This is a genomic window from Paenibacillus sp. UASWS1643, assembly GCF_008693195.1.
GTDB classification, from domain to species: Bacteria; Bacillota; Bacilli; order Paenibacillales; family Paenibacillaceae; genus Paenibacillus; species Paenibacillus amylolyticus_B.
Genome location: NZ_VXKZ01000100.1, coordinates 37,260 through 58,425, shown reverse-complemented (window position 1 = coordinate 58,425; position 21,166 = coordinate 37,260). Strand labels below are relative to the sequence as shown.

The following is a 21,166-nucleotide window of genomic DNA, read 5'->3' as shown; positions in this document are numbered from 1 at the left end:
AGGATGTGGGAAGACGGATGTTGTGAAACACTTCGGGTATGAGGCCCCCTGACTTGAAACCAAAGGAGCACTACTTTATAAAACTTTGGAGGTAGAGATAAAAAGTCGTGGTTTGTGCCGGATGGAGAGTGATGCGGGGAACGCGGAAGATCTTAATATTAAGAGACTGATGAATATCTATTTTGAAATGCGCATACTTTTGAGCAGAATTACGATATGTACGAGCATATTTCTTGCAACTGACAGTGTGTTGATCGAGTGGTTAAGTTTGGGGAGTCCAATCATCATTTTCTCGTATAATGAAATTAAGTGGGGAAATTTTCGGAGGCAAACCGCCCTCGGGCAGGATAAGTATAGAGTCCGTTATGGTAAGAAACAGCGAATCGTGATCAAAGCGAGAATTCGGTAACGCCTTTTTTGGAGGCATATTTCAGCGTGTAGCTTCCTTCTGTGCCATATGGCATCGTAGCGATTTGGATGCGGGTGTAATCGAGCCGACTCTCCCTCAGCACTTTTTTAATTAGCGCTATGCTCCGATCCTCGTCCGTTACCACACAGAAAATGTTCATTACATATTCCTTTGGATCAGCCACACGGCTACCCAGATCACATCCATCCACCTCTCCCAACTCCGCCTGGGTCAGAACAGTTTCCATATATTCCATTACCTTTTCCTTCAACCAATGATCTCGTTTGCCACCCTGCGCGCTCTTCAGCGGATATTGCACCACAAGCCAGTATTTTTCACTCATTTAGCTTCACCAACCAATCTTTATAGGATAGGGCATACGTTATGTGTGAGCACTTGAACGATAAGAATGCATGTGTCAGCATTTATTTCTCCAGTTCCAAATGGGCTAGATTATTGACCTTACTGCTTTTTGGAATTGTACTGCTCTTCCATTTGCAGGATGGGGAACATGATGATGTTTAATGAGATGGGCGCTTAACGTGTCTGCTGACTTTTTGCCAATAGCCACGATCTGAGCATCAGGATTCAGTTGCATAAGCTGTTTGGCGAATAACACACCATCCTCCAACTCTGCCAAAGTCGGCGTTCGATTCGTCATTCTTTTTTCAGGAGATTGATAAGGATGAAAGGGATAGATGTTCCAAAATATAAAGTCATTTGGCTTCCACCTTGAACTGGATAACACTTCGCCCCATATGATGGATGCTGTCGGTTCTGCGAATCCATACAGCGCCTGACTGCGGTTAGGTTTTGCGATATTGGGCAAGCTCGTTCGGACACCCGGCTCACCTGGAAAAATCATCTCGTGATTCACCAGCAAATGATTCCCGGTAACCATTCGCTCAGACGTCAAGGGTACACCAGAGAACCTCGCCCCTTGATAGCCCACGGCTTCCGCAATAAATATGTACCGAGCCTTGCACATTCTTGGTTCGAAATACCTGACCAAATGTTCTGTACGAATATCTACCGCTTCGGGGCCGATATCATAGCCCGTCACATAATCTCTCCAAGGATTAATCACATTTACTGGCGACACATATGCTTGTATCCCTGCAACAAACTCGCAGATCTCTTGCTGCGTTTGGCTCATGCTTCTTTGCCTCCTTTGGGAGATTACAGAGTATATCGGGCTTGCATCAGCTTATTTTACAAAGATTATAGCATAAACCAAAAAACCACCAACCAGACGGCTGGTTGATGGTGGATAGAAACTGTAGAAAACTATTGCGGTATAACTTCTTCCCACTGACCATTGGTGGTTTCTTTGTAGGTAAGAAGGTTTCCATCATACTTTCCCTGAATAAAGTTAGAACCCGCTTCTTTCCATTCCTTAGTAACAGATATCACAACTTTAGAATCCTGTAAATTTATTGGAACATACTTTCCTCTTGATAAATTTATCTCAAAGGCTACTGGATAAAAATCGTACCAGAATAGTTTGTCTGATTTCTCTCCCAGTATACCCGCATCACCACCTTTAGAGAAATGAGGACTGATGACTCGAAACCTGAACTCTAACCATTTTCTGGGATCTAGAGGAAATTCATAATGACTATCGGGCTCCACTATAATATATGACTTTTCAGGAACTGGGTGTTGAACTTGAATTTTGTGCTCAATTATTTCTTTTGATATTATTCGAAAAACTAAATATACCAATATGAATAGTATCGAAGTAATTACAGGTAATTTAGGCTTGTTCCTCAAAAAAACACTTAATCCAAGACCAATAATTAACGGAAACCATATCCATGGATCTCCCAATGTAATGGCTTCCATAATATATAATTTATCGCTAAGGGGATAGAATGCTGGTAAATCATGTCCCATATAGTCTAAAAATAAGTGTCCAAACAAGACAGACAAAATAGAAGATCCCCAGATTAATTTGAAACTAGTCTTTTTATAGAACAGTTTTGTCAAATAGGCTATTCCTAAAACTAAAAAGGGTGTAAATAATACCGAATGGGACCACGGAGCTACACTTCTATCCCCGAAAATATCAGGGATTATTCCACACAGTGCACCCGAACATAGACATATCATAAGATTTTTCCATGTATCCCTTGGCAAAAAGCAGTATGCAATTACAGCCCCAAGAAGAGCATGTGATAGAACATGAAAAAACAAATATAAGTACGGATCCAAAATAACTACTCCTTTACTCTGTTAGCATCAAAAAAATATGGTACTTAATGTTAAACATTTAGTTTTTATATATGAAAGACCCTGAAAGCCGAACCTCTTCCAAAGGTCTGTGGCGAGTAGTCTCCGTTTGGATGTATCCAATCTATTTTCTTAGATCAAAAATTCGGGCCCAAGCTAGCCCAGGCTTCACAAAATAGAATCAACAAGCTTTAAATACCCTAAACCATTAATGCCTCGTATGTATTTTCTATTATCATAATTCGGTCTAGCTAAAAGTTTGTTTCCATTCATGTTGATTGGACTTATTTAATTTTTTTTCGAGCTGTTCTCAATTTTTCAACATCTTGAGTTAGCCAATCAAAATTTCTTTTTACATTATATCATAATAAATGGAAAAACCACCAACCAGAACACTGGTTGGTGGTTTTTGACTTGACTCTAATGGAGGCGAGGGGAGTCGAACCCCTGTCCGAAGATAACGACACATAAGCTTCTACGGGTGTAGTCACAGTTTTGATGTCACCCGAGTATCGCCCCGTAACCGGCTATACGTTGGGTCAGCCTGATTGTCTTCTTCAGCACACCCCAGGCGGAGATGTGACAGCGTATCCCACTACTTGTTAGCCCCTAATCCTGTCACATGGGCGATGCAGGTTAGAAGCACGCACACAGTTTCTTAGGCTGCGAAAGCGTAGTTTGTTTGTTGTTTGCCGTTTAATAGGCTTTAGCGTTGATGAAGCGGACGCGTCCCCACTACCCGCTACCCATGCTCGAACTATCCCCGTCGAATCCATAAACGCCCCCTCATATAAGAAGGGCTCCAGGATTAATTCGTGAATACGGAGCAAAGGTGCTGCACATCTTTTCCCTCCAAGGTAAAAAGATGCTTCTTTCAAACTCGGCATTCCTGTCTGCTACATGAGTAATCATAACACAGGACACATCACCGAAATAGTATAGATTGCTGGAAGACATTCCAGCAGGCTGAGCATGTGTACAAGGTTATCCAATACAACAGGCTCAATCGTCTACATATTATACCGCGTCACCAATCGGAAGTAAAGTTTACCCAGATTGGATCACGAACAACTGCACCTAAGTATCTTACCCACGATTTAGTCAACTTACCCAACAACTGATAATTTAGATTCATCACCGCACTTAGCACCAGGCTCCTAGCTGTTTTCTTAGTCACACATCAACAAAAACAGCCCTCTCACACTTTAGCAATTCATATCAATTCCCCTCCCCAATACAAATAAAAAAAGCCTCAATCTTGCCCATTGCAGGACAAACCTTGAGACTCCTTAACTCATACATCAATCTTCCTAGCTTCATCACAAAAACTAACTTATACACCTACAGTGCTCCACTTAACGCGCAACCTTCTGCTTCTCGCGCAGTACCCGTTGGATATCACGTTGAGCATCCCGCTTAGCTGCAGTCTCACGTTTATCATACTGCTTCTTACCTTTACCCAGTCCAAGCAAGAGCTTTGCGTAACCGTTGCGGATATAAATTTTCAGCGGAACAATGCTGTACCCATCCTGTTTCGACAGCCCAAGCAACTTATGAATCTGCACTTTATGCATCAACAACTTGCGCGTACGTGTTGGATCGAGCGGATTATTTCGGTTCCCTTGTTCAAAAGGACTAATATGCATATTGTGAATATGAATCTCACCGTTCCGAATCGTGGCAAATGCATCACCAATATTCGCACGGCCGTTACGAAGAGATTTGATCTCCGTTCCGGTAAGCACCATGCCCGCTTCATACGTATCTTCAATGAAGTAGTCATGGGAAGCCTTTTTATTCTGTGCAAGCACTTTACTCTGTCCATCATTCTTGCCCATGTCCTCACTCCTTCTCCGTAAAATAAGCCGGTACCATGCTCTATAGCAGCGCACCCATGTTGCACCGAGGTACTACGTGCCAGACCTTAATTGTAGCAAGTACGGCTGTTAAAATCAAGAAAGAGGCGACCTCTGCCGCCCCTTCTCATTACACCACTTTCAGACTGTGCGAAACAACACACAACTGAAGTGACTATTTCTCTAACGTAACTTGGAGGAACCAATTGTAATCCATCCCTCCAAGTTACGTTAGCTTTATTTTTTCTTTTTCCGTACAAAAGCTGCCGTGCCATTACCAGCTGCACCTTTGCTCTTCTTCCGCTTGCGTCGTGGTGCTCCACCTTCCTGAGCGCCACCAGGTGTTGCAGCTTCCCCGATGAATACGCCGCTCGGCGAAGTGTTCTTGCGACCACTTCCGCCTTTGCCACCTTTACCGCCACCCTTGCCGGACTTAAAGCTGCCTTCACCGCGACCGCTACCGCCGTTCAGGCCACTTCCTTGTCCACCGGTTGAACCACTATCCAGTCCACCCGATGTAGAGCCATAACCACCTTTACCTGAGCCAAAACCAAAGCTTACCGCCCCTTTGCCCCGGCCAGTCGATGCACCAGCTTCCCCAGCACGACGCTCACCTTTCGGTTTGCCGCCGCCTTTACCTGTATAGCCACCGGATGAGCCTGCGCCTGCACTCGCTGCTCCACTGCGACCGCGTCCACCTTTGCTGCTCTCTTCCGTAGATCTGCCACCACGGTTGGCTCCAGCGCTAGCTGAGCTGCCTTTACCGCCACGCGAACCGCTGAAACCACCTGGTCCACCCTTGGCACCGCCGCGTCCGCCGCCGCTACCTGGACGTCCACCTTTACCGCCACGTCCGCCACTGAAGCCGCCAGGACGTTCAGCGCGAGGTTTCATATCTACCATTTCAAAATCAATCGTATACTCTTCCATGCTTACACGTGCCACACGGATCTTCACTTCATCACCGATGCGGAAGACTTTCGAGGTACGTTCACCAATCAGAGCCATATGCTGATCGTCAAAATGGTAATAGTCGTCCGTGAGCGCACTCAGACGAATCAGACCTTCAACCGTGTTCTCCAGTTCAATGAACATACCAAAGCTGGTCACACTGCTGATCATGCCTTCGAACTCTTCGCCTACTTTATCGAGCATGTACTCGGCTTTCTTCATTTTCTCCGTATCCCGCTCAGCTTCTACCGCCACACGTTCACGTTCAGAAGACTGCTGTGCAATATCAGACATGCGTGCCGCCAAATACTCCTGACGGTTCTCGGGCAAAGCACCATTATTTTCAATGACTTCGCGAATCACCCGGTGAATGACGAGATCGGGATAACGACGAATTGGAGACGTGAAGTGACTATAGAATTCTGCTGCGAGGCCAAAGTGACCTGACATTTCGGAATCATACTTCGCCTGTTTCATGGAACGCAGCATCATCGTACTGATAACGGTCTGTTCTTTCGTTCCGTTGATATCTTCAAGCAACGATTGAAGGGCCCGTGGATGAATTGCATTGCCACGTCCTTTGACCTGGTGTCCGAAATTCGCTGCAAAGGCGAGGAAATTTTGCAGTTTTTCCTGATCCGGGTCTTCATGCACACGATAGATGAACGGAACCTTCAACCAGTGGAAATGCTCTGCCACTGTTTCATTTGCTGCCAACATGAACTCCTCAATGATTTGCTCTGCAATCGAACGCTCCCGTTTTACGATATCCACCGGTTTGCATTCTGCGTCCACAATGATTTTGGATTCTTCAAAATCAAAGTCAACCGCACCACGGCGCATACGCATAGCACGCAGCTTCAATGCAATCTCTTTCATCAGATGGAAATCATCCACCAGATCCTTATAACGCTCGAGCAATTCCGGCTCTTCGCCTTCAAGGATTTTACGGACGTTGGAATACGTCATCCGCTCTTTGGTTTTGATTACACTCGTGAAAATGTCATGTTTCACAACCTTCATCTGGTCGTTAAACTCCATTTCACAAGACAGGGTCAAGCGATCTACCTGCGGGTTCAAACTACAGATCCCGTTGGACAGACGTTGTGGCAGCATAGGAATAACCCGGTCTACCAGATACACACTGCATCCACGGTTGTAGGCTTCCTGATCAAGCTTGGAATTCTCCTGTACATAATAGCCGACATCGGCAATATGAACGCCCAGACGGTAATTACCGTTAGGCAGTTTCTCTACATTTACAGCATCATCCAGATCCTTGGCATCTTCACCATCAATCGTGACAATGTTAAGTCCACGCAGATCACGGCGACCCTGTTGTACAATCTCTTCATCCGTGATGGAGTCCGGTGCCTTCTCCGCCTCTTCTACGACTTCATCCGGGAAAGCTTCAGGCAGCTGATGCTTGCGAATGACGGACAAAATATCAATACCCGGCTCATCCTTATGACCGAGAATCTCGATCACTTCACCCTCGGCTGCCGCACGGCCCTCTGGGTAGCTGACGATTTTTGCTACGACCTTCTGTCCATCCACAGCCCCTGCAAAGTTAGTGCGCGGGATGAAAATATCGCGATTAATCCGTTTGTCATCCGGAATAACGAAGCCGTACACCTCATGACTTTGGAACACACCTACAACTTGTGTCACCGCACGAGTAACAATACGGACGATCTCACCCTCCAGGCGACCACCAGAAGGTCCTTGAGATGTGACTTTAACCAATACCGTGTCACCATTCATCGCACTCTTCATATCATTGGCGTGAATGTACACATCCGGGTGCTCCCGATCCTCAGGAATGAGGAAAGCAAAGCCTTTGGCGTGAGCTTGTAAACGTCCACGTACCAAATCCATGCGCTCTGGCATGCCATAGCGATTGTTACGAGTCAGCAAAACTTTACCGGATTCCTCCAGCCTATTCAGCATAATCAAAAAGGCTTTGAAATCAGCTGCGTCTTCGATGGCGAAGTGCTGTTCCAACTCCTGATAAGTCATGGGTCTATAAGCGGTTTCCCGCATGAAGTCGAGCAATTCTTGTTCTGTTATCATTAATATATTCACCTCGGGAAACATAAAAGTGTAATCGGGTCTCATCTCTTTATGTATCGGAATTCTTACCATTTTCATGCAATACAATATCACTGTTGCAGAGACTGTAGTAGTTCAACCATACTATCTCATACCCTAGTATACACGAATTCAATCCAACCCATCCGTACCTCATAAAAAAACTACAGTTGCCTGACGCCCCTCTAAAATCACGCTTTCACGTATCTCTACAGACATTTTATGCGATGCAACTGCTGTACGCATCTGGAAAAGGAGTATATCTGAAAATTTTCTGTACACATGACATTCATTATAGGGAGTGAGTTCGCGTAACGAATAAGCGAGGGACATACCATACATGATAGGGGTGCGTTGCACGCTAAGGAAGGAAAGCCGAAAAGAAGTGAGAAGAAGACTGAAATCATGGAGTCCATAAATCGTTGGAAAAGTTTGGACGCTTGAAAATTTATTAAAAAACCCCCGTTTCTCCACGAAACGAAGGTTCATCAATTAAGCCATTAGCTTAAGAGCTATTCATTGCCGTGCTAATCCAAGTCTTACTTGGAAACAACCGTAACAATAATAGACAAAATCATAAATCCTGCACCCAGTACCACCGTTGCACGTTGCAGGAAGAGATCCAATCCGCGCGCTTTCGTTTTACCGAAAAGATGTTCCGCACCACCGGAGATGGCACCCGCCAAACCAGCGCTTTTCCCGTGCTGCAGCAATACTACAGTGATTAGACCGATCGAGAAGACAACGAGCAGCAATTTCAAAGCAATATCCATTCTTTCCACCTCCTACCCATGTGGGCATAACATCTCACCATAAAAACAGTTACTTTAATTGTAACATAGCTATGGTTGTACTACAAGTAGTACAGTTTATACAATGCCCTAAATTTCACCATCTGCTTGATCCTTGCGTTATACCATTACTCCGTTTCAATAAAAAAGACAAGCCGGTTACCCGGCTTGCCCGTAAAAGCTGGATATCCAGCTTATTTTTTAAGGTTGTAGAATCCTTTAAGACCATTGTATTGAGCCAGTTCACCCAATTGATCCTCAATGCGGAGCAATTGGTTGTACTTCGCGATACGGTCTGTACGGGAAGGAGCACCCGTTTTGATTTGACCAGCGTTAGTTGCAACAGCGATGTCAGCGATTGTGCTGTCTTCGGACTCACCGGAACGGTGGGAGATTACAGCTGTGTATCCTGCGCGTTTAGCCATTTCGATTGCATCAAATGTTTCAGTCAATGTACCGATTTGGTTAACTTTGATCAGGATGGAGTTACCGATACCTTCGTCGATCCCTCTGCCCAGACGCTCAGTGTTTGTTACGAACAGGTCATCACCAACGAGTTGTACTTTGTCGCCCAATTTCTCAGTGAGCAATTTCCAACCATCCCAGTCATCTTCGGACATACCGTCTTCGATTGTGATGATTGGGTACTTCTCAACCCATGAAGCCAAGAGGTCTACATACTCAGCGGAAGTGTAAGATTTACCTTCGCCAGCAAGTGTGTATTTACCATCTTTATAGAACTCAGTGGAAGCAACGTCCATACCCAGGAATACGTCAACACCTGGTTTGTAACCCGCTTTTTCAATTGCTTCGATGATTGTAGTGATTGCTTCTTCGTTCGAACCAAGGTTCGGTGCGAAACCACCTTCGTCACCTACAGCTGTGTTCAAGCCTTTGGAGCTCAATACGGATTTCAAGTTGTGGAAGATTTCCGCACCTACGCGAAGAGCTTCTTTGAAGCTTGGTGCTCCAACTGGAAGAACCATGAACTCTTGAACGTCGATGTTGTTGTCCGCATGCTCACCACCGTTGATGATGTTCATCATTGGAACTGGCAATGCTTTAGCGTTGAATCCGCCCAGGTAAACGTACAATGGCAGGTCCAGAGCGTCAGCAGCTGCGCGAGCTACTGCCATGGATACAGCCAAGATTGCGTTAGCACCCAGTTTACCTTTGTTTGGCGTACCATCCAAAGTAATCATCAATTTGTCGATACCCAGTTGATCCAATGCATCCATACCGATAACTTCTGGAGCGATTGTTTCGTTTACGTTTTTAACAGCTTGCAGAACGCCTTTACCGAGGTAACGGGATTTGTCACCATCGCGAAGCTCAACTGCTTCGTGGGCACCAGTGGATGCACCAGATGGAACGATTGCGCGTCCGATTGCGCCGGACTCCAAGTATACTTCAACTTCAACTGTAGGGTTACCGCGGGAGTCGAGGACTTCGCGAGCGTACACGTCAGAAATAATAGTCATTTGTGATAATCTCCTTTAAATTTAAATTTATTATAAATTAGGACCACTTGTGTTTTCCCTTTTCCACTACGTTAGCAGAATTGTCCTCTGATCGCTGTTATCCCCTGATTTCTTTGAACTTATTTTCATAAGTTGGAATCATGTGATAAAGGCGAACGCTAACGCTTCTTCAGACAATTTCTGCTTCCTTCGTTCAGGGGTAAACTCCAAACTTCCCAATTTCATATATGTTGTTGCGTAACTTATTTGCGGGTAGCGATGACAGATGTTCCTGTCATTTCTTCCGGTTTAGGCAATTGCATTAGGTCAAGGATCGTTGGCGCGATATCTGCCAGGATTCCGCCTTCACGCAGGGTTACATTGGCATCCGTAACGATGAATGGAACCGGGTTCGTTGTATGAGCTGTGAACGGACGTCCTTGCTCATCGAACACCATATCCGCGTTACCATGATCCGCAGTGATCAGTACAACGCCGCCTTTGGCAAGTACTGCATCCACAACACGGCCCATGCACTCATCTGTTACCTCAACCGCTTTAATAGTAGGCTCCAGCATACCGGAGTGTCCAACCATGTCAGGGTTAGCGAAGTTCAGAATAATGGCGTCATGTTTGTCTGCTTCGATCTCGCGAACACATGCGTCAGCTACTTCATACGCGCTCATCTCTGGTTGCAGATCATACGTTGCAACCTTTGGTGAGTTGATCAGTACGCGAGTTTCGCCCGGAAGCTCCACATCACGACCGCCGCTGAAGAAGAAAGTAACGTGCGGGTATTTCTCAGTTTCTGCAATACGCAGTTGTTTTTTATTGTTCTGCACCAGAACTTCACCCAACGTATTGTCGAGGTTCTTCGGCGAATAAGCCACATAACCTTCAACCGTCTCGCTGAACAAAGTCAAGCATACAAAGTGCAAGCCCACAGGGAACTTCGGACCACGATCGAAACCGCGGAAATCCTGGTTTGTGAATACTTGCGACAACTGGATCGCACGGTCAGGACGGAAGTTGAGGAAGATAACGGAATCGCCGCTCTCAACCAAACCTACCGGCTCACCATCCGCTTTGACGATAACCGTTGGTTCAACGAATTCATCAAATACGGACTTCTCATACGATTCTTCAACCGCTTTGAGTGGGTCAGTGTATTTTGGTCCATCTCCATAAACGATGGCGCGGTATGATTTCTCAACCCGTTCCCAACGTTTGTCACGGTCCATCGCGTAATAGCGACCTTGAACCGTTGCGATTTTACCTACTCCGACTTCTTCAATCTTGGCGATCAGCTTCTGCATGAAGTCTTTACCACTGTCTGGCATAACATCACGGCCATCCATGAAGGCATGAATATATACATCGTTCATTTCTTCTTTTTTGGCCAGATCCAGCATAGCAAACAGGTGGTCGATGTGACTATGTACGCCGCCATCGGACAACAAACCGTAGAGATGAAGCTTTTTGCCGCTTTGTTTTGCTTCGCGAACCGCTTTGACAAGTGTTTCATTGTCGTAGAACTCGCCGTCACGAATGGATTTGGAGATACGGGTCAAATCCTGGTATACGATCCGGCCGGCACCAATGTTCAGGTGACCTACCTCGGAATTTCCCATTTGCCCTTCTGGCAAACCTACAGCTTCACCGCAAGCAGTTAGTGTTGTATGTGGGAATTGGCTCATGAAACGGTCGTAGTTCGGTTTCTTGGCTTGCGCTACCGCGTTGCCTTCCACCGTGTTACGTAGACCAAAGCCATCCATGATGATCAGTGCTACAGGTTTTGGAGCTGTCATCTTACTTCGCCCCCTCAACAAGCGCGATGAACGAAGCCGGCTGCAAGCTGGCACCGCCAACAAGTGCGCCGTCGATGTCGCTTTGTCCGAGGTATTCTGTTACGTTCTCTGGTTTAACACTGCCGCCGTATTGAATACGAACTGCATTCGCAACCGTCTCGTTATACAGATCCTTCACCAGCGTACGGATGTAAGCAATAACTTCATTCGCATCTTGGGAAGTCGAGGATTTGCCTGTACCAATCGCCCAGATTGGCTCATAAGCGATAACAACTTGTGCCGCTTGCTCTGCAGACAGACCTGCAAAAGCAGCTACTGTTTGCACTTTGCACACGTCTTTTGTTTGGTTCGCTTCACGCTCTTCAAGCGTCTCACCAAGGCAAAAGATTGGAGTCAATCCGTGACGGAATGCTGCATGCAACTTTTTATTGACAGTCTCATCGGTTTCCGCAAAATATTGACGGCGCTCCGAGTGACCAATAATGACATAATCCACACCCAGGTCTTTCAGCATCACGCCGCTGATTTCACCTGTAAATGCACCGTTATCTTCAAAGTGAAGATTTTGTGCACCAATTTTGATGTTTGTGCCTTTAACGGCTTCTACCAAGGATGGCAGATTTGTAAACGGTGCGCAGATTACAGTCTCCACGCCTTCAACTTCCGCTTTTCCTTTAACTTCCTGAATGAAGTCATTGGATTCGGAAACCGTTTTGAACATTTTCCAGTTACCTGCGATAATCGGTGTTCTCATGGGTTTCAACTCCTTCATGCTATAGACTACTAAAACAAAAACTTACTTGTCGTTCAACGCCACTACGCCTGGAAGTACTTTACCTTCCATGAACTCAAGCGATGCACCGCCACCTGTAGAGATGTGGTTCATCTTGTCAGCCAATTTGAACTTCTCAGCTGCTGCTGCGGAGTCACCGCCACCAATTACAGTGTAAGCTTCTGTCTCAGCGCAAGCTTCCGCTACTGCACGAGTACCGTGGGAGAATGGCTCGATTTCAAATACGCCCATTGGTCCGTTCCACACAACCAATTTGGAGTTTTTGATTACGTCAGCATAGATCTCACGTGTTTTAGGACCGATGTCGATGCCTTCCCAATCTGCTGGGATGCCGTCGATGTCAACGATTTGTGTGTTTGCTTTCGCACTGAAATCGTCAGACACTACGATATCTACCGGCAGGTAGAAGTTTTTGCCCAGTTTTTTCGCTTTTTCGATGAAACCGAGAGCAACATCAAGTTTGGAATCATCCAACAAGGATTGTCCAATTTCATGTCCTTGTGCTTTCAAGAACGTGTAAGTCAGACCGCCACCGATGATCACGTTGTCTGCAATGTTCAGCAGGTTGTCGATTACATCGATTTTGTCCTTGACTTTGGATCCACCAATGATAGCTGTGAAAGGACGCTCAGGGTTGGAGATTGCTTTACCCAACACTTCAAGTTCTTTCTCCATCAACAAACCGGACACTGCTGGAAGCAAGTGAGCGATTCCTTCAGTCGAAGCGTGTGCTCTGTGTGCCGCGCCAAACGCATCGTTAACGAAAACGTCAGCCAGTTCAGCAAATTGTTTTGCCAGTTCCGGAGCGTTTTTCTCTTCGCCTGCGTGGAAACGAACGTTTTCAAGCAACAATACGTCGCCATTGTTCAGTTCAGCGATTTGAGCTTTAACAGCGTCACCAACAGAATCGTCAGCTTTAACAACTGTTTTACCAAGCAATTCAGACAAACGCTCAGCTGCTGGAGTCAAACGCAAGGATTCAACCACTTCGCCTTTAGGACGACCCATGTGGCTTGCCAAAATGACTTTAGCGCCTTTTTCAATCAAGAAGTTGATTGTAGGAAGCGTCGCACGAATACGTTTGTCATCTGTAATTTTACCATCTTCGAGCGGCACATTGAAATCTACACGGACAAAAGCCCGTTTTCCTGTCAATTCGATATCGCGTACACTTTTTTTGTTCATCTGTATTTCCTCCGCACCCATGTATTTGGTGGACCAATCAAGAGCTATAATCCCTTGTCAATCCTGGTGTTTTTGAGAAATTTGCAAAATGTAGATATATAAAGAGCGGAAACAATATAGCATCTGTTTCCGCTCTATGTTATTTCAGATATTACTTAATCATTTTTGCAAAGTGCTCCAAAGTGCGAACCAATTGTGCAGTGTAGGACATTTCATTGTCATACCAAGCTACAGTTTTAACCAATTGTTGGTCGCCAACAGTCAGAACTTTAGTTTGAGTTGCATCAAACAGGGAACCGAAAGTGATTCCTTGGATATCGGAAGATACGATTTCGTCTTCTGTGTATCCGAAAGTTTCTGGATCGGAAGCTTCTTGCATAGCTGCGTTAACTTCTTCAGCAGTTACTTTTTTGTTCAGAACAGTTACGAGCTCAGTCAGGGAACCAGTAGCTACTGGTACACGTTGAGCTGCACCATCAAGGATGCCTTGCAGTTCTGGGATTACCAGACCGATTGCTTTAGCAGCACCAGTTGTGTTAGGGATGATGTTTTCAGCTGCTGCGCGAGCACGACGGAAGTCACCTTTAGGGTGTGGAGCATCCAACGTGTTTTGGTCGCCAGTGTAAGCGTGAATTGTAGTCATCAAACCTTGAACGATTCCGAATTTGTCCTGCAGTGTTTTTGCCATAGGTGCCAGGCAGTTTGTTGTGCAAGATGCGCCGGAGATTACAGTTTCAGTACCGTCGAGGATTTCATGGTTTACGTTGTAAACGATGGTTTTCATGTCGCCAGTAGCTGGTGCGGAGATAACAACTTTCTTAGCTCCACCTTTCAAGTGTTTCTCAGCTGCTTCTTTAGTTGTGAAGAAACCAGTACATTCCAGAACGATATCTACGCCCAGGTCGCCCCAAGGAAGTTCTTCCGGGTTACGGTTAGCCAATACTTTAACTTCTTTGCCGTTCACTTTGAAGAAGCCATCGTGTACTTCAACATCGCCATCGAAGCGACCTTGAGTTGTATCATATTTGAGCAAATGAGCGAGCATTTTAGCGTCAGTCAAGTCGTTGATTGCTACTACCTCGATGCCTGCTACATTTTGAATACGGCGGAATGCCAAGCGTCCAATACGTCCAAAACCGTTAATACCTACTTTAATCATGAGTAAGTTCCTCCCAAGTTTTGATTAATTTTTTATGAAACTTATATATTCAAGACAGACGGTGAAGTCCGTCAAGACAACAATAGTTGTGATGCAAAGTATAACCTTATTCCATTTCAGCAACGATGACTTCGGCAGCTGCCTCATCTATAATCAGAATATCTTCCTGACCAAATCGCAACACGGAATGTATAGCAGCAGCTTTGCTTTTGCCCCCTGCAATTCCGATCACAACATCGGTTCGTTCAATATCCTGAAGTCGCATACCCAGTGTAAGCATGGTATGTACCACCTTACCCTGATCATTAAAGTAATAACCGAAAGATTCAGATACGGCTCCTTGCTCCTGAAGTTCATCTATAATCTCCGTCGCAAGTTTACGTCTTGTCGCCATCTCCACGGCATCACCAATTCCATGAATAACAATCCGCGATTTCCGAATCAGCTGCAGAATTTCCTGAACACTAGGGTCCTGGATTAATGATTCATAGGCATGATCACTAAGCAAATCCGGTACATGCAGGAGTTTGTATTGCGCCCCTACCCGTTTTGCCATTGTGGATGCAATCGTATTCGCCTGAATTTCAAGGCTTTCTCCAAGTCCACCGCGTGCCGGTACGAACCAGACACCTTTGAGCGATGTTGGCGGAGTCAGTTGCTCTGCAACTTCGGCCGTTGTTGATCCGCCAGTAACGGCGACAACGTCGTTGTCACTCATGATATTGCCGAGAGCCTTCGCTCCGGCTCTGCCCAGTTCCCTTTTGGCAAATGGAGATACGTCCGAATCACCAGGAACCACAACTACCTTTTGCAGACCGTAGGCTTGCTTGATGCGCTCTTCCAGCTCGGATAATCCGAACAACTCTTTGGCTACGGGCTCTAACTGCTGCAGCAAATCATACCCTGCCTCGCTGATCTTCATTCCTGCACTGTCAATTTCAATAAGTCCCTGAGCCTTTAACAGATCGGTCTCAGCCCTCAGAACCCGCTCGGTCATCTGCATGGAATTAGCTAACGTTCTCCGTCCGATCACATCCGATAACATGATCTGTTGCAGAATCGTATACCTCTTTTTCAAGACATCCATGAGATCAGGCAGAAGCTGCTTTTGTACTTCTAAAATCGTTCGCATGCTTTCCACTCCCGCAAGTTCTCGTTCCAAGCTCTCTTTCGTGGCCCTAAAACGTCCCGGGTTAACTTTTTAAGTCCCACGTCTATTCTACCTAAAACTGACGTGACATGCAAGTGTTTCAACGTGTTATTTCGACACACATTCAGCGTTTGTACGCGCCTATTTTCACAATCCTAGACTTCCATGATCAAGGACTACCTCACGCATACCATATATAGAAGAAACAAATGAATTCAATCTACATATCGCTCAGAATCACATTTCATCCGGCATGTCCAAAACCTCTAATAGCATTTACTTAATTGCACTCTTTATCCACTCTTCTTCATCATGATCATTTTTAGGTTAATCCAAACCAATAACCCAACGAACTGCTTGCAATTAAATATTTCATGAGCTATAATCATTATTGCTGTCACATAATGTGCGCCCGTGGTCCAATGGATATGACGTAGGCCTCCGAAGCCTGAGATCCAAGTTCGATTCTTGGCGGGCGCGCCATTTTTATTTAACAGCTCATAACCCATTTAACCAATGAAACCGGAAAGGTTTCTTTTTTTTGCAAGTTAGTTTGACTTTCTTTGACTTTTTGTTTGGAATTGTTTATTATGTGGGTAATACGGTAACAGTTTAAGTATAAGCACCAATAACATTTACATTCCAAGGAGGTTTTTCACGTGAGTTTTATTCCAATGGTCGTTGAACAGAGCAACCGGGGTGAGCGCGCCTACGACATCTACTCCAGATTGCTGAAGGATCGTATTATTTTCCTTGGTAGCGATGTTAATGACGTAGTGGCTAATGCCATTATGGCACAGATGTTGTTCCTGGCTGCGGAAGATCCGGAGAAAGACATTCACTTATACATCAACAGCCCAGGCGGATCAATTACAGCCGGTATGGCGATTTACGATACAATGCAATTCATCAAACCGGATGTATCTACCATCTGTGTAGGTATGGCCGCTTCCATGGGTGCATTCTTGTTGAATGCCGGTGCAAAAGGTAAACGTTTTGCGTTGCCTAACAGTGAGATCATGATTCACCAACCACTTGGTGGTGCTCAAGGTCAAGCTTCTGACATCGAAATTCGTGCTCGCCGCATCCTGAAAATGCGTGATACCTTGAACCGCATCATCTCTGAGCGTTCAGGTCAACCGCTGGAGCGGATTGAGAAAGATACAGATCGTGACTACTTCATGAGCGCTGCTGAAGCCGCCGATTACGGTATCATTGATAAAGTTATTGAAAACGTAGGTTCCCAAGGCATCTAATTGTTACGTAGACCACGGTCTACGAGTTAACATATCAACACCTAACGTTAATCAGCAACACCACATTGTTGTCTATACGGGAAGAAGCCCTCATCATAATCATGATGAGGGCTTCTTTTTTCATTTTATAAGGAAGATAACTTAAGAGTGCATAATAATGATTTCTTTATTTGGTTCCAGATACATTACTGAAAGGTTCTGTGCCTTTAGGGAGAAGCTCTTTATACGTAAATGGCATTTCAGGGAATCCCTCTGCGTACGCCGTATACTCATACAACTGGAAGAACACGACCACACCCGTTGGTGTCACATAGAAATCTTGATCTTTATTCAACCCTTTATAACCATCGAGGTATCCGCCGCGGGCTTTCAGTTGTTCACCCACTTTTTTACTCAACGTCTCGCGCATGGTTTTGTTATTTTGCAGCACATCATCTAACGTAAGCTCCTTGCCTGTGTCCAGTGCAAAGGTGTGGCCCGTACGGTATGTCATGCCATGAGCGCCAGCATAATCTTCGTATCGTTGTGTAATGAGTCCCAGCACGCCTTTTTCGTTGTACGTCACTACATAAGAGCTCTCAAATGCATATGGACGGTTGGCTGTTGCCCCGCCGAATTCAGATGTCTGTTTCTTGAAGTCAGCTACATAAGCATCCACTTCGTCTTTCAGCACTTTGTTGATTGCCGCTTCAGCTTCTTTGCTGGCAAGTCCACTCACCTTTGGATATTGAACATCTACTTCAGCATTTTTTACAGTGACATTAACTGTTGCCGCTTTAATTTTAACGTTATTTTGTTTCACCTTGCTGAGTGTCAACGTTTTGGTTTTGCCATCCCAATTCCCCTGTACACCCAAATAATCTCTCATTGCTGAGAATGGAATATACAATCTGCCGTTGATCAGCTTGGCGTCCACTTGAGGATAATAGTTGTTAATTCGAACACTCGGCTCGCCATCCAATAGGCTGATCGTCATTGTGTTATTGGCTGCTGTCAAAGCGTACTCTTTGGTTTTCGCATCATATTTCAGAGTCCCACCTGCCACATCTTTAACCGCCGTAAGAGATACCCAAGTTGAACCACCTTGAAGAAGTCCTTTTTGAGTGAGTGTTTTTCCACCCGACTTCAGGGTCGCCTCAGCTGTGGTTGTCACTTTCGCGGATACCGATGCCGCCTGAACCGAACTGTCCTGCCACACCGAACCGCTACCTACAATAATTCCTGCTGCAAGCAATGCACTTGTCCATTTTTTCCATGATGTCATATATAAAACTCCTCTCTGAATTCACAATTAGGGATCATTGCGTATGTAATCCTGACCTGATCGCATATCTCATACGCTCACCTCTCTATTATAATTAACCCGATTTCGGAAAGGTTTACAGCTCGAGTTACAATATTGATGAATATCAGACCGAAAATATAACGGGATATGACCTTTTTGTCACGAACAACTATACAAAAAAGATACCAATATACAGCATTTCATGTTGCTTCAAAAGCTACCCTCCTATCTAACTTCATTAAAGTTTGCTTTTCCAACAAAAAAAAGACTCTGTCCACAGGACAAAGTCTTTGTCATTATTTCGTTGTACCCTTCAAATGACACTTATAAAGGTTACTTGAGCTTACAATCCTTAGTTCAATCTTGTTTATTTCATTTCATACGTGATATTCAGGATTGTGCTTACTTTAACCTGGCCTGTTTCAATCTCAGTGCCACCTGCTGTATCTTGTGCTTTGGACATCAACGCCTCGCTTGCATAGAAAACAGGCACATTGGCATCACCTTGGCTTACGGAAAGAACAGCACCCAGTTGACGTTTAACTGCTTTTGCAATGGCTCCAGCTTTCACATCTGCATTGGCAACAGCTTTCTCAATCACTTGGGATTCATAACTTTCCGGATTTTCTACAGTAAAGCGCACGTTTTCAATATTGTTGGCACCCGCACCAGAAGCAGCATCGAGCAATTCGCCAATCTTGTCCATCTCACGATATGTGACTGTCAGCGTATGATGCGCTGTGTATCCTTTAATTTGTTGTCCGTCTTTTTCGCTATACGTATAGTTGGGTTGTACAGAGAACTGACTCGTTTGAATGTCGTCTGCACTGATCTTCCACGTATTCTTCAGCAAGTTGGATACCTTTTGAACTTTGGCAGCGTTCGCTTTTTGAGCAGATGCAGCTGTCTCTGCAGTACTGTTCACACCAATGGACAGATAAGCGATATCAGGCTTCACCTGAATCTCACCTTTACCCACAACATTAATCACATTCTGTTGTACTCCCTGAACCTCTGCAGCGTAAGCATAGTTACCTGGCGCAACCCATGCTGTTCCCCCAACAAGCAACGTACTTGCCACCAGCACCGCACCAAACGGTTTCATCCATTGTTTACCCATCACGATAGCCTCCTTATGTGTTAACATCTCAAACTTTAATCGATTTGATACCTTAACAGACGGGACAAATTCCATAATGTTGCACTTGACGATAGCATAAACGTGAAAAACGCAAAAAAGCCCCTTTCGGGACTTCTTCATTGGATTGATCATATCTTATTGGTTTTCGAGCTCTTCCTTGCTTACCAGACTAACTAAAGCGTTTACAGCCTGTTCGGCATCCGCGCCTTCTGCACTAATCTGGATTTCCGTACCTGTGCTAATTGCAAGGCTCATGATCCCCATGATACTTTTTGCATTAACTTTTTTGTCGTCCTTCTCGACGAACACTTCAGACGAGTACTTATTCGCTTCTTGAACGAACAGTGCCGCAGGTCTGGCATGGAGACCCGTTTTCAAACGGACAACTACCGGGTGCTTTGTCATGGAAACTTACCCCCTATTATGAAATCTGGACATTAAATACACAATTATATTTATACAACATTATACCATTAACCCGTGCAGGACACTAGAAGAAAAAACTCAGGATGCTTTGACGGATGTTATCTTGCCCTATTTCATCTTTTGAACAGCACATCCAATGACCTAAGTAAGTCTTCTAGATCCTTAACGATTGACTTTCCCGACCTTTCTGTTCAGCAGAAACAGCCGACCTTGTTACTTTACCCTACTCCGTCTTAACCATAACGTTCTGTGCGTACTTTCTCAGCCAGCTCATCAATTTTACGAAGCCTATGGTTCACTCCCGACTTGCTGACTGTACCTTTAAGGAGTTCGCCCACTTCCTTCAGATTGATATCTGGATGAGCGAGTCGAACCTCCGCCACCTCGCGAAGTTTCTCAGGCAGCGATTCCAGACCAACTTCCTTTTGCAACAACCGGATATTATCGATTTGTCTTACCGCCGCTCCAATGGTTTTATTCAGGTTGGCGGTCTCACAATTGACGATCCGGTTAACGGAGTTGCGCATGTCTCGCATAATTCGTACATCTTCAAACTTGAACAAGGCCTGATGAGCACCAATGATGCTGAGCAGCTCAATGATTTTCTCGCCTTCCTTGATGTATAGGATGAATCCTTTTTTCCGTTCTATACACCGGGCATTCAGATGAAATTCATTGGCCAGATCAACTAGTGCCTGACAGTGCTCTTCATACATGGACGCAATCTCCAAATGGTACGAGGAACCTTCCGGATTATTAACCGATCCACCGGCCAGAAATGCACCGCGAAGATAGGCCCGTTTACAACAGTTCTGCTGAAATAACTCCGTATTAATCCCTGGCGTAAACAGAAAACCTTCCGATACAATATGAAGACTATTGAGAATCTCCTGTACCATGGTTGGAATACGAACAATATATACATTGTTCTTTTTCAGCCGCATTTTTTTGCGGACCAGTAATTCCGTATGCACTTGAAAATGCTTTTTAAGCAGAGAGTATGCCCGTCTTGCAATGGCGGCATTCTCCGTCGAAATATCCAAGATCACTTTTTTATTCGATAACTGCACTGCACCAAGCATACGGATGAGGGCTGAAAGTTCCGCCTTTTCGCAGCACGGTTCGCTCTCGATCATGGTTAACTCTTTTTTGGTCTGTGCTGCAAACGACATG

17 protein-coding genes, 1 tRNA gene and 1 other RNA gene are annotated in these 21,166 nt (G+C 45.1%); 2 read left to right on the top strand and 17 right to left on the bottom strand.

Going from position 1 to position 21,166, the window contains the following annotated elements:
- Window positions 1-389: 389 nt before the first annotated feature.
- The 13 genes from FE296_RS07970 to FE296_RS07910 form a co-directional block, all read right to left on the bottom strand.
- The gene (locus FE296_RS07970; RefSeq protein ID WP_150364667.1) at window positions 390-752 is read right to left on the bottom strand and encodes a hypothetical protein; all 363 of its coding nucleotides are present in this window, start codon (window positions 750-752) and stop codon (window positions 390-392) included.
- A 105-nt stretch (window positions 753-857) separates the two neighbouring features.
- On the bottom strand, window positions 858-1,565 hold the full coding sequence (locus FE296_RS07965; RefSeq protein ID WP_150364666.1) for a uracil-DNA glycosylase: 708 nt from the start codon (window positions 1,563-1,565) through the stop codon (window positions 858-860).
- 131 nt (window positions 1,566-1,696) lie between these two features.
- The gene (locus FE296_RS07960) at window positions 1,697-2,623 is read right to left on the bottom strand and encodes a metal-dependent hydrolase (protein WP_190945081.1); all 927 of its coding nucleotides are present in this window, start codon (window positions 2,621-2,623) and stop codon (window positions 1,697-1,699) included.
- A 439-nt stretch (window positions 2,624-3,062) separates the two neighbouring features.
- Window positions 3,063-3,427: a transfer-messenger RNA gene (ssrA, locus tag FE296_RS07955) on the bottom strand.
- 569 nt (window positions 3,428-3,996) lie between these two features.
- Complete coding sequence (gene smpB / locus FE296_RS07950) at window positions 3,997-4,479, bottom strand: SsrA-binding protein SmpB (protein ID WP_036674736.1); 483 nt, start codon at window positions 4,477-4,479, stop codon at window positions 3,997-3,999.
- 255 nt (window positions 4,480-4,734) lie between these two features.
- Window positions 4,735-7,521 carry a ribonuclease R gene (rnr, locus tag FE296_RS07945; protein ID WP_150364664.1) on the bottom strand — a complete coding sequence of 929 codons (2,787 nt, stop codon included), beginning with the start codon at window positions 7,519-7,521 and terminating at the stop codon, window positions 4,735-4,737.
- Between the two features lie 557 nt (window positions 7,522-8,078).
- Window positions 8,079-8,312: a preprotein translocase subunit SecG gene (secG, locus tag FE296_RS07940; protein ID WP_062837740.1), complete on the bottom strand. Its 234-nt coding sequence runs from the start codon at window positions 8,310-8,312 to the stop codon at window positions 8,079-8,081.
- A 212-nt stretch (window positions 8,313-8,524) separates the two neighbouring features.
- Window positions 8,525-9,811, bottom strand: coding sequence for a phosphopyruvate hydratase (gene eno, locus FE296_RS07935; protein WP_062837741.1), 1,287 nt, complete (start codon window positions 9,809-9,811; stop codon window positions 8,525-8,527).
- A gap of 242 nt (window positions 9,812-10,053) precedes the next feature.
- Window positions 10,054-11,598: a 2,3-bisphosphoglycerate-independent phosphoglycerate mutase gene (gpmI, locus tag FE296_RS07930; RefSeq protein ID WP_062837742.1), complete on the bottom strand. Its 1,545-nt coding sequence runs from the start codon at window positions 11,596-11,598 to the stop codon at window positions 10,054-10,056.
- 1 nt (window position 11,599) lies between these two features.
- Window positions 11,600-12,352: a triose-phosphate isomerase gene (gene tpiA, locus FE296_RS07925; protein WP_036616221.1), complete on the bottom strand. Its 753-nt coding sequence runs from the start codon at window positions 12,350-12,352 to the stop codon at window positions 11,600-11,602.
- A gap of 42 nt (window positions 12,353-12,394) precedes the next feature.
- Window positions 12,395-13,576, bottom strand: coding sequence for a phosphoglycerate kinase (locus FE296_RS07920; RefSeq protein WP_150364663.1), 1,182 nt, complete (start codon window positions 13,574-13,576; stop codon window positions 12,395-12,397).
- A gap of 151 nt (window positions 13,577-13,727) precedes the next feature.
- The gene (gene gap, locus FE296_RS07915; protein ID WP_017691243.1) at window positions 13,728-14,735 is read right to left on the bottom strand and encodes a type I glyceraldehyde-3-phosphate dehydrogenase; all 1,008 of its coding nucleotides are present in this window, start codon (window positions 14,733-14,735) and stop codon (window positions 13,728-13,730) included.
- Between the two features lie 106 nt (window positions 14,736-14,841).
- Window positions 14,842-15,867, bottom strand: coding sequence for a sugar-binding transcriptional regulator (locus FE296_RS07910; RefSeq protein ID WP_124118313.1), 1,026 nt, complete (start codon window positions 15,865-15,867; stop codon window positions 14,842-14,844).
- Window positions 15,868-16,293: 426 nt separating this feature from the next.
- Between FE296_RS07910 and FE296_RS07905 the strand changes: the two genes are divergently transcribed.
- Window positions 16,294-16,368 (top strand) — tRNA-Arg (locus FE296_RS07905).
- Window positions 16,369-16,544: 176 nt separating this feature from the next.
- The gene (clpP, locus tag FE296_RS07900) at window positions 16,545-17,141 is read left to right on the top strand and encodes an ATP-dependent Clp endopeptidase proteolytic subunit ClpP (protein ID WP_017691245.1); all 597 of its coding nucleotides are present in this window, start codon (window positions 16,545-16,547) and stop codon (window positions 17,139-17,141) included.
- Window positions 17,142-17,307: 166 nt separating this feature from the next.
- On the opposite strand, the gene FE296_RS07895 is transcribed toward clpP, so the two are convergent.
- The 4 genes from FE296_RS07895 to whiA all read right to left on the bottom strand — a co-directional run bounded on the left by FE296_RS07895 (window position 17,308) and on the right by whiA (window position 21,165).
- The gene (locus tag FE296_RS07895; protein WP_150364662.1) at window positions 17,308-18,405 is read right to left on the bottom strand and encodes a stalk domain-containing protein; all 1,098 of its coding nucleotides are present in this window, start codon (window positions 18,403-18,405) and stop codon (window positions 17,308-17,310) included.
- Window positions 18,406-18,793: 388 nt separating this feature from the next.
- The gene (locus FE296_RS07890) at window positions 18,794-19,546 is read right to left on the bottom strand and encodes an SIMPL domain-containing protein (RefSeq protein WP_074092967.1); all 753 of its coding nucleotides are present in this window, start codon (window positions 19,544-19,546) and stop codon (window positions 18,794-18,796) included.
- A 156-nt stretch (window positions 19,547-19,702) separates the two neighbouring features.
- The gene (locus tag FE296_RS07885; protein ID WP_017691248.1) at window positions 19,703-19,972 is read right to left on the bottom strand and encodes an HPr family phosphocarrier protein; all 270 of its coding nucleotides are present in this window, start codon (window positions 19,970-19,972) and stop codon (window positions 19,703-19,705) included.
- Between the two features lie 254 nt (window positions 19,973-20,226).
- Complete coding sequence (whiA, locus tag FE296_RS07880) at window positions 20,227-21,165, bottom strand: DNA-binding protein WhiA (RefSeq protein WP_091038642.1); 939 nt, start codon at window positions 21,163-21,165, stop codon at window positions 20,227-20,229.
- Window position 21,166 lies beyond the last annotated feature (1 nt).